The sequence below is a fragment of the Variovorax sp. JS1663 genome (assembly GCF_002157355.1).
Lineage (GTDB): Bacteria > Pseudomonadota > Gammaproteobacteria > Burkholderiales > Burkholderiaceae_C > Variovorax.
This window is the reverse complement of sequence record NZ_LYMK01000060.1, coordinates 25,936-33,824: the sequence shown is the minus strand read 5'-3', so window position 1 is coordinate 33,824 and position 7,889 is coordinate 25,936. Positions and strand designations below refer to the sequence as shown.

At 68.9% G+C, this 7,889-nt stretch carries 10 protein-coding genes; 3 read left to right on the top strand and 7 right to left on the bottom strand.

Going from position 1 to position 7,889, the window contains the following annotated elements; genetic code table 11:
* Positions 1-224 precede the first annotated feature (224 nt).
* The 6 genes from flgG to flgB all read right to left on the bottom strand — a co-directional run bounded on the left by flgG (position 225) and on the right by flgB (position 4,677).
* Positions 225-1,007 (bottom strand): flagellar basal-body rod protein FlgG, encoded by a 783-nt coding sequence (gene flgG / locus A8M77_RS31215; protein WP_086925358.1) that lies wholly within the window; start codon positions 1,005-1,007, stop codon positions 225-227.
* A 33-nt stretch (positions 1,008-1,040) separates the two neighbouring features.
* On the bottom strand, positions 1,041-1,784 hold the full coding sequence (locus A8M77_RS31210; protein WP_086925357.1) for a flagellar basal body rod protein FlgF: 744 nt from the start codon (positions 1,782-1,784) through the stop codon (positions 1,041-1,043).
* Between the two features lie 22 nt (positions 1,785-1,806).
* Positions 1,807-3,021, bottom strand: a complete 1,215-nt coding sequence (gene flgE, locus A8M77_RS31205; RefSeq protein ID WP_086925356.1) for a flagellar hook protein FlgE — start codon at positions 3,019-3,021, stop codon at positions 1,807-1,809.
* Positions 3,022-3,092: 71 nt separating this feature from the next.
* A complete protein-coding gene (locus A8M77_RS31200) occupies positions 3,093-3,788 on the bottom strand; it encodes a flagellar hook assembly protein FlgD (RefSeq protein ID WP_086925355.1) in 696 nt (231 codons plus the stop codon).
* A gap of 30 nt (positions 3,789-3,818) precedes the next feature.
* The gene (gene flgC / locus A8M77_RS31195; RefSeq protein WP_086925354.1) at positions 3,819-4,235 is read right to left on the bottom strand and encodes a flagellar basal body rod protein FlgC; all 417 of its coding nucleotides are present in this window, start codon (positions 4,233-4,235) and stop codon (positions 3,819-3,821) included.
* 37 nt (positions 4,236-4,272) lie between these two features.
* A complete protein-coding gene (gene flgB, locus A8M77_RS31190) occupies positions 4,273-4,677 on the bottom strand; it encodes a flagellar basal body rod protein FlgB (protein WP_086925353.1) in 405 nt (134 codons plus the stop codon).
* A gap of 162 nt (positions 4,678-4,839) precedes the next feature.
* Between flgB and flgA the strand changes: the two genes are divergently transcribed.
* The 3 genes from flgA (at position 4,840) to A8M77_RS31175 (ending at position 6,351) form a co-directional block, all read left to right on the top strand.
* A complete protein-coding gene (gene flgA / locus A8M77_RS31185) occupies positions 4,840-5,520 on the top strand; it encodes a flagellar basal body P-ring formation chaperone FlgA (protein ID WP_086925352.1) in 681 nt (226 codons plus the stop codon).
* Positions 5,521-5,591: 71 nt separating this feature from the next.
* Positions 5,592-5,888, top strand: a complete 297-nt coding sequence (gene flgM, locus A8M77_RS31180; RefSeq protein ID WP_086925351.1) for a flagellar biosynthesis anti-sigma factor FlgM — start codon at positions 5,592-5,594, stop codon at positions 5,886-5,888.
* A gap of 4 nt (positions 5,889-5,892) precedes the next feature.
* On the top strand, positions 5,893-6,351 hold the full coding sequence (locus A8M77_RS31175; RefSeq protein WP_238137037.1) for a flagella synthesis protein FlgN: 459 nt from the start codon (positions 5,893-5,895) through the stop codon (positions 6,349-6,351).
* A gap of 125 nt (positions 6,352-6,476) precedes the next feature.
* Here the strand turns inward: A8M77_RS31175 and A8M77_RS31170 are convergent, their stop codons facing one another.
* Positions 6,477-7,775 carry an epoxide hydrolase family protein gene (locus tag A8M77_RS31170; protein ID WP_086925350.1) on the bottom strand — a complete coding sequence of 433 codons (1,299 nt, stop codon included), beginning with the start codon at positions 7,773-7,775 and terminating at the stop codon, positions 6,477-6,479.
* Positions 7,776-7,889 lie beyond the last annotated feature (114 nt).

Here is a 7,889-nt window from a genome sequence, read left to right as displayed (position 1 = left end):
GGTCACGCGCAGTGGGGTCGCCTTTCTTTGGTTACTTTCTTTGGCGAAGCAAAGAAAGTGACTCGCCCGCCGGGGCGAATTCCCGGCTCCTGCACCACACAACCAGCAAGGCAAGAACAAAGGCCCAGTGCCCTCACCCCCACCCTCTCCCAGAGGGAGAGGGAGCAAGACCCCGTCTCCCCCAGGGAAAGCGAGCAACACGTCCAAGGTCCCAGGATGTCTCATCACAGCTGGGCCAGCCTTTGCAGCATCTGGTCGGACGTTTGAACGGCCTTGCTGTTGATCTCGTACGCCCGCTGCGTCGCGATCATGTTGACCAGCTCTTCCACCACGTTGACGTTGGAAGATTCGACATAGCCCTGGCTCAGGATGCCCGCGCCTTCCAGGCCGGGGTTGAGCTGGTTGGGTGCGCCGGAAGAGTCAGTCTCGGCATAGAGGTTCTCGCCCAAGCTCTGCAGGCCGGCGGGGTTGAGGAAGGTGGCCAGCTGCAGCTGCCCGACCTGCACGGTGGCGGTGCTGCCGGCCTGCGTGACCGAGACCATGCCGTCGCGGCCGATGGTCATGCTGGTGGCGTTCTGCGGAATGGTGATGGCCGGCTGCACCGGGAAGCCGCTGGCGGTGACCAGTTGGCCGTCGCGGTCGGTCTGGAAGGAGCCGTCACGGGTGTACGAGGTGGTGCCGTCGGGCATCAGCACCTGGAAGAAGCCGGCGCCGTTGATGGCCACGTCCTTCGGGTTGTCGGTCTTGGTCATGTTGCCCTGCGCATGGATGCGCTCGGTGGCGACCACGTGCACGCCGGTGCCGACCTGCAGGCCCGAGGGCAGGCGCGTCTGGTCGGAGGTCTGGCCGCCGACCTGCCGCAGGTTCTGGTACATCAGGTCCTCGAACACCGCGCGGCTGCGTTTGAAGCCGGTGGTGCCGACGTTGGCCAGGTTGTTGGAGACCACGTCCAGCTGGGTCTGCTGGGCATCGAGGCCGGTCTTCGCGATGTAGAGCGAGCGCATCATGGCGGGATTCCTTTTTCTTCAATGGAGCGCTGCTCAGCCGTAGGCGAGCAGCTTGTTGGCGGACTGGGCGTTGTTGTCCGCGGTCTGGATCGACTTCATCTGCATCTCGAAGCTGCGGGCCTGGGAAATCATGGCCACCATGGCGTCGACCGGCTTGACGTTGCTGCCCTCGACCACGCCGCTGGTGACGGTGACGGCCGCGTCGGCCTCGGCCGGCGGCAGGCCCTCGCGCATGCGGAACAGGCCGTCCTCGCCGCGCACCAGGTCGGCGGTGGGCGGGTTGACCAGCTTCAGGCGGCCGACCTCGGCCACGCCCACCAGCGGGTCGCCCGCGCCGCGCGCGGTGATGGCGCCGTTGGCGGCGATCTGCACGGTGGAGCCGGGCGGCACCACCAGCGCGCCGCCCTCGCCCACCACCGGGCGCGCGCCCATGGTCAGGAGCTGGCCGTCGGCGCCGACCTGCAGGTTGCCCACGCGGGTGTAGGCCTCGCCGCCGCCGGGGGTCTGCACCACCAGCCAGCCGTCGCCATGCACCGCGACGTCGAGGTTGCGGCCGGTCTGCGTGAGCGGGCCGTGGCTGAAGTCGGCACCCGGCGTGGTGGCGACCGCGAAGGAGCGGGTGGACGGCTCCTCGCCGACCACCGGCACCGCGCGGGCGGCGTTGATCTGCGCGCGGAAGCCCGGCGTCGAGACGTTCGCCATGTTGGCGGCGCTCACGGCCTGTTCGTCCATGACGCGCTTGGCGCCGCTCATGGCGACGTAGAGCATGCGGTCCACGGGGTGCTCCTGTCAGCGCCGCTCAGCGGATGTTGATGAGCGTCTGGACCACCTGGTCCTGCGTCTTCACCGTCTGCGCGTTGGCCTGGTAGCTGCGCTGGGCGACGATCAGGTTCACCAGCTCGGAGGTGAGGTCCACGTTGGAAGCCTCGAGCGCGCCCGCTTCGAGCGAGCCCTGCTTGGTGCCCTCGCCCGGCGTGCTGGTGATCGCGGCGCCCGACGCCAGGGTCTCGGCCCAGGCATTGCCCCCCTTGGGCTCCAGGCCGTTGGGGTTGGCGAAGCTGGACAGCACCACCTGGCCCAGCAGCTTGGTCTGCTCGTTGGAGAACTTGCCGGTGATGGTGCCGTCGGGGTTGATCGAGTAGGAGGTCAGCGTGCCGGCGGTGTAGCCGTCCTGCTTGAGCTTGCTCATCCCGTTCGGGTTGCCGAACTGGGTGGTGCCCGAGAGGTCCACCGTCATGTTCATCGCGGCGGAGCCGTTGCCGAAGTTCAGGCCCGCGATGTTGAAGCTGCCGCCGGCCGGGGCGGTCATGTTGCCGTTGGTGTCGAAGGTGATGCCGGCCAGGGCCGCGCCGCCATTGAGGTTGGCGCCGTCGGCCTGGCCGTAGGCGTTCCAGGCGTTGGGGCCGGTCTTCACGAAGTAGACGGTGAGCTCGTGCGGGTTGCCCAGCGAGTCGTACACCGGGCCGATCGAGTTGGAGTAGTTGAAGGTGCCGGAATCGGTGGCGTTGAAGGGCGTCTTGGTCGGCACGGTCTGGCGGGAGTCGAGGTTGAACTCGGCGTCCACGCTGGTGGTGGCGTTCGGGTTCATCGAGGAGGTCTGCACCTGCAGCGCGGTGGGCGTGCCGCCGGAGAGGCCGCCGGCCGCGGTGACGCCGTAGCCGGTCAGGCGCAGGCCCTGCCCGTTGACGATGTAGCCGTCCTTGTCGCGGGTGAACTGGCCGTTGCGCGAGTACATGATCTCGCCGCTCGGGCTCTGCAGGCGGTAGAAGCCGTCGCCGTTGACGATGGCCACGTCCAGCGGGCGGCTGCTGGTCTGCGTGACGCCCTGGGTGAAGTTCTGCACCACGCCCGAGACCGACGCGCCCAGGCCGATGCGCGAGCCGGCGTAGATGTCCTGGAAGGTGGCGGCGGCCGACTTGTAGCCCACCGTGCCCGAGTTGGCGATGTTGTTGCCGATGACGTCGAGGTTGGCGGCAGCCACGTTGAGGCCGCTGATGCCCTGGGAAAAACTCATGATCGATCCTTGTTGCTATGCGTGGATGAAGCGGCCTGCAGCGGCGACGCCAAGGCCCGGGGAAGAAGGGTTCAGAGGTACATGCGCACGTCGTCGAGGCTGATGCTGCGGCCATTGGCCAGCTCCAGCTGGACGCCGTTGGCACCCTGCTTGACGGCAGCCACCTGCGCGAAGGTGAGCGCCGTGGCCTCGACCTTGGCGCCGTCGTTGCTGGCGACCACGGTGAAGCTGTAGTTGCCCGCCGGCGCCACCGAGCCGTCGTCGGCCTTGCCGTCCCAGGTGACGGCATTCACGCCCTCGGGCATCGAGCCGAGCTCCAGCGTGCGCACCGTGCGGCCCGCGCCGTCGACGATCTTGACCTGCACGTCGCCGGCCGTGCCCGGCAGCTGCACCGCGAAGGGCACGGGCGCCGGGTCCTCGCCCTCCTTGGGCGCGGTGGTGGCGATCTGGTTGCCGGGCGACAGGACGTTGTAGCCGACCAGCGATGCGGCCTGCAGCACCTGGTTGGTGCCGGTCTGGTTGACCAGGCCCGACAGCGTGGCGTTGAGCTTCTCGATGCCGGTGACGGTGCTCATCTGCGCCAGCTGCGAGGTGAGCTCGGCGTTCTGCATCGGGTTGAGCGGGTCCTGGTTGTTGAGCTGCGTGACCAGCAGCTTGAGGAAGCGCTGCTCGTTGTCGGAGCCACTGATCCCGCCTGTGCCGCCTGTGCCGCCGGTCTGGGTCGTGCCGGTGCCGTTGAGCGAGGAAAGAGCGTCGTTGACCGCCATGGTGGTGTTTCTTTGGGGGTTGGAAGGGGGTTACTGGCCGAGGGTCAGCGTCTTGACCATCAGCGTCTTGGCGGTGTTGAGCACCTCCACGTTGGCCTGGTAGCTGCGCGAGGCGGAGATCATGTTGGTCATCTCCTCGACCACGTTGACGTTGGGCATGCTCACGTAGCCCTGGGCGTTGGCGTGGGGGCTCCTGGGGTCGTAGACCATCTTCGGCGGCGCGCCGTCCTCGACCACGCCGGCGACCTGCACGCCGCCGATGTCCTGCTGGCCGGAGGGCGCGACCTGGAAGATCACCTGCCTGGCACGGTAGGGCTGGCCGTCGGGGCCGGCCACGCTCTCGGCGTTGGCCAGGTTGCTCGCGGTCACGTTCATGCGCTGCGACTGGGCCCGCATCGCGGAGCCCGTGATGTCGAAGATGCTCATGGATGCACTGGGCAGGGGCATGGCGGCGTTCCTTCTTCTCTGTGCTTGTTCTTGTTCGCTACTGCGCCGCCGCCATCAGCGACTTGATCTTGGCGCTCATCAGCGTGAGGTTGGCCTCGTAGCGCAGCGCGTTGTCGGCGAAGTTGATGCGCTCGGCATCCATGTCGACCGTGTTGCCGTCGATGCTGGACTGCGTGGGCATGCGGTAGAGCAGGTCGGCGTCCGGCACGGAGCGGGCCTCGCCCTGCAGGTGGCGCGCGGAGGTGGTGGCCATCGTCACGGTCTGGCCGCCGCGGCCCTGTTCCACCGCCTGGGCGAGCCGGGCGCTGAAGTCGAAGTCGCGCGCCTTGTAGTTGGGCGTGTCGGCGTGGGCGATGTTGGCGGCCAGGACTTCCTGGCGCTGGGCCCGCAGGTTCAGGGCTTCGCGGTTGAAGCGCAGCGCCGCATCCAGCTTGTCGATCATGTGATTTCCATCCTTTCGGCGTCGCGGCCCGGGCCGGGCGTGGCGACAGATGGAAAGCGAGTCTATGCACGGCCCCGGATTGCAATGGGCCGAACAAAGGGGGTTTTGGTGTGCACTTCGCACCTTCGCGCGGAGCGGCCCATTCCTAGAATCTGGGCACCGATGATGGACAAGACCCGCCTATTCCTCCGCTGTCTGCCGCTGGCGCTGGCCGCCGTGGCGTGCACGGCCGCGGCCGGTGACGCCCAGGAGACGGTCCGCCAGTTCCTCCAGGAACAGACTGCCGGCCTGCCCGGCCGGGCCAGCATCCGCGTGACCATGCCGGCGTCTGCCCTGCCGCCCTGCGATGCCCTCGAAGCCTTCCTGCCGAACGGCGCCTCGGCCTGGGGCCGGGTCTCGGTCGGCCTGCGCTGCCCCGGCGAGCGGCCGTGGACGCGCTATGTCCAGGCCCATGTGGCGGTGGAAGGCCGCTACCTGGTCGCCACGCGCGCGATCGACGCCGGCCAGGCCCTGGGCGCAGGCGACGTGGCCGCGCGCACCGGCGACCTCACGGCGCTGCCCAAGTCCGTCCTGGCCGACCCGGCCGAGCTCAAAGGCATGGTGGCCGTCAACCGCGTCGCCGCCGGTGCGCCGCTGCGGCGTGAACAATTGCGCGGCACGGTCGTGATCCAGCAGGGCCAGACGGTCCAGGTGATCGCCGGCGGGCCCGGCTTCACCGTCAGCACCGAGGCGCGCGCCCTGACCCGGGCCGAGATCGGCGCCCTGGTGCAGGCCAAGACCCGCGACGGCCGCCTGCTCAGCGGCGTGGCGGACGAGGAAGGCCAGATCCGGATGGCGCAGTAGCATGGACGACACCGCGCCCTAAAGTTCTGGCCCGGACTGCCGATAAAGCGGTCAACCATTGAGGAACCATCTTGAAGATCGAACAACCCGCCTCCTCGGCCACTTCCCTCTCCCGCGCGGGCAAGGGCGCCAAGGCCCAGCCGGCCGCCGGCGCCGAAGCCGCCGAACAGGCGCGGGACACGGTGCAGCTGTCGTCCTCGGCCCAGATCCATTCGATGCCGGGCGGCCCCAACACCGATTTCGACGCCGAGCGCGTCGCCGAGATCCGCCAGGCCATCCGGGACGGCAGCTACCAGGTGCGCCCCGAGCGTATCGCCGACGGCCTGATCGACAGCGTGCGCGACCTGCTGGCCGGCAAGAAGGACTGAAGCGATGAGCGCCGTGCTGCTGTCCCACCTGCTGGCCGAGAAGTCCTGCGTGGAGGAATTCCTGGACGTGCTGGACGACGAAGCGCAGGCCATGCAGGCCGGCCTGTTCGCCGACCTGGGCGCGCTGACCGAACGGAAGTCCGGCCTGCTCGACCGCATGGCCACCCTGGACCGCGCCCGCGAATCCACCCAGGTGGCGATGGGCTTCGAGCCTGGCCGCGCCGGCGCCGATGCGGCCGCCACCGCCGCCGGGGCCACCGCACGGCAGACCTGGGCCGAGCTGCTGACCCTGGCCGAGCGGGCCAAGGCAGGCAACCATCGCAACGGGTCGATGGTGCACGGCCAGCTCGATTTCACCCGCAATGCGCTGCACTACCTGCAGGCGACGGCGCTGCCCTTCTATGGGCCGGACGGGATCCGGCGCGCGGTGGGCGGCGGCGGGACGCGGTTGGCCCTCGGCTGATCCGGGCGCGTCAGCGGCCCGCAGGCGCAGGCCTGCCGGCCGTGGGAAGGCGCGGCCATCGCGAGACTCGCAGCGCCCCCGCATCGGGCGCACAGCACCGATCCGATTCGTGTCCCCGCCGGCGATCAATTGGTGCGCAGCGACCGGAACGACGCGCGCACCTCGGTCGCGAAGAGCTCCGGCTCTTCCCACGCGGCGAAGTGCCCGCCCTTTTCCGCACGGTGGTAATAGACGAGGTTGCGGTAGGCACGCTCGACCCACTGCTTCGGCGGCCGGTAGACCTCACCAGGAAAGACCGTCACGCCCACCGGCACCGCAATCGGCGCGGCGTTGACGCCCGCGGCGGCGTTCTCCCAGTAGATGCGGCCCGATGAGGTGCCCGCGTTCGTCAGCCAGTACAGCGTAACGTCGTCGAGGATCGCATCGCGCCCGAGCGCGCGCTCGGGATCGCCGCGCGTGTAGACCCAATCGGAGATCTTGTCGTAGCACCAGGCGGCCAGTGCCACGGGGGAGTCGGCCAGCCCGTAGCCGATCGTCTGCGGGCGCGTGTTCATGATGGCGGCGTATCCGAAGCCCTTGTTGAGGAATTCGCGTGCCTCATTGAACACGCTGCGTTCCTCTTCGGTGAGCGACGCGGGTGCGGGCTCGCCGTTCATCAACGCCTTGCCCACGTCCGGCGGAAGCGTCGTCGCGCGCTCCACACGGTTCACGTGCATGCCGATCAGGCCTGCCGGCGCCTGGCGACCCAGGGCGTCGCAGATGATGGCCCCCCAGTCTCCGCCCTGGGCGGCATAGCGCTCGTAGCCCACGCGCTTCATGAGCGTGTCCCAGGCCCGCGCGATGCGGTCGGGATTCCAGCCGGTGCCCGTGGGCTTCTGTGAGAAGCCATAGCCGGGGATCGAGGGCAGCACGAGGTGGAAGGCGTCCTCCGCACGACCGCCGTGTGCGGTGGGATCGGTGAGCGGCCCCACGGCGCCCAGCAACTCCAGCACCGAGCCGGGCCAGCCGTGCGTCATCACCAGCGGCATCGCATCCGAATGACGCGAGCGCACGTGGATGAAGTGGATATCCAGCCCGTCGAGGTTGGAGACGAACTGCGGCAACGCGTTGAGGCGCGCCTCCGCTTTGCGCCAGTCGTAGCTCGTAGCCCAATACCGCACAAGCGCCTGGAGCCTTGCCAGCTGCACGCCCTGCGAGCTGTCGCTGACCGTTTCGGCCTCGGGCCAGCGCGTGGCGGCGATGCGTCGCCGCAGATCGGTGAGCGCGGCCTGCGGCACTCGGGCACGGAAGGGGCGGATCGCGTCGGCGGCATGGCGGGGCGTCGCCGCGTTTGCCAATGGCCAGGCCGCAGCCAGCGCGGTGAACACCGCAGCGTCACGCAGCAAGCCGCGGCGAGAAACACGCAAGGATTCTTCGAGCACCATGACAAACCTCACTTGCTTCAGGACAACGATCGCTCCATCCGCGGGCATCGAACGTCGGGCGCGGGCCTGAAGGATCGCGACGGCCATTGCACCGCACGTTTGTCCGCCAGGTGT